At 70.5% G+C, this 1,336-nt stretch carries 1 pseudogene; it reads left to right on the top strand.

Features of this window, described 5'->3' with window-relative positions:
- Positions 1-310 precede the first annotated feature (310 nt).
- Positions 311-394 (top strand): annotated as a pseudogene (locus tag FCI23_RS59110) (IS5/IS1182 family transposase); the annotation flags it as partial.
- Positions 395-1,336 lie beyond the last annotated feature (942 nt).

The following is a 1,336-nucleotide window of genomic DNA, read 5'->3' as shown; positions in this document are numbered from 1 at the left end:
GGCACCCGACACCTCCACGACCGGCACGAACACGACGCCCCATACCTCCCGCAGGATGCCCGGAACCATGCCTGACCAGCGAGAAGTCAGCGATCAAGTTCGGTAAGAGGACAGCTTCTTAGGTGCGTAACGCGTGCGGCTCCGCGTTCTCATGAGGCGGCACGGCGGGCGTTCAGGGGTGGGATTGCCATCGCTCCCAAGGATGAATGCAGTGCGCTGTGCGGCGCTTCCGTAGGAGGGCTGCCGACCTGGCAGCGACCATTGCGCCCGCCCGGTCCGCTGGAAATGATCTCCGGCCTGGCTGCAGAAACGCGGCATCATCGCCCGAATCGCCCGCCCGGGCATCGAGTCCTCCGAACGACTCGGCCGGCAACGGTGGAAGATCGATCGGTCCATTTCGCCGGTGTCGATCTCGGTCATGTCGCCCACAGCCACTCGGCTAGCGAGGCGGCCAAACCGTGGCCACCGCCGAGCGCCACTACGTCGGGTACCCCCTAAGCGCCACAGCAGGTGGCGGGCGTTGTCGGCGTCGGTCATGCGGCCGTTCAGCTGCTGGAAGCGCAGCGCGATGGGTGGGTGGGCGTCGGCCCATCCCTGTTCGGTGTGGACTCCGGCGGAGATTCGGGCGGTGATCTGGCGCCCGGTCCGGTGGTCTGAGGTGCAGGGCACCAGGACCGTGGGCGTTCCCTGGCTGATGGCGTGGAGTTCGTCGGCGCTGGCGCGGGCCTTCGCGTAGGCGACGGCGGCGGCGGTGATCGCTCTCGGGGGTGACGGGCATGTCGGTGCCCCGGAAGCGGGCTGCGGTTGGGGAACTCTCAACCAGCGGCGATACCGCACCTCCAGATCTGCACAGACAGCACGTCATGTTGATGCCGAACATCAGAGGCGGCGCGGCGACGGCCTGGCGGTCGTGAGACAGTACTGCCGGTGATCACGCGGGCCGCCGGGCCCGCCAGGGGGTCGGGGGGGCTCATGGGGACGGCAGCGGGGCGGGCGGGCCTTGCGGTCGCGGCGGCGTGCGTGCTGACGGGGGCGGTGGCCGGGTGCGACGCAGGTACGGGCGGCGGGAGCGCGGCGAAGCCGACGCCGACGCGTGTGGTCATCTCGGCCAGTGCGTTCCGCATCACGGCCGGCGGCTCGGCCCCTGGCCAGGACATACCGACCGTGGCGGGGCGACGGAACCAACAGGTGGCGGACCGTCAGGTGACGGCCGCGCTGGCCGGCGCGGGACTGACCATGACGCGGCTGGACGTGCCGGAGAGCGTGTCCCCGTGTTCGGTGCTGCTCGTGGGCCAAACCGTACTGGGCACGCCGACGGTCGAGGCGCGGCTCCGGG

Origin of the sequence: Actinacidiphila oryziradicis (assembly GCF_005047355.1) — a bacterium.
GTDB classification, from domain to species: domain Bacteria; phylum Actinomycetota; class Actinomycetes; order Streptomycetales; family Streptomycetaceae; genus Actinacidiphila; species Actinacidiphila oryziradicis.
This window is presented reverse-complemented; position numbering and strand designations above follow the sequence as displayed.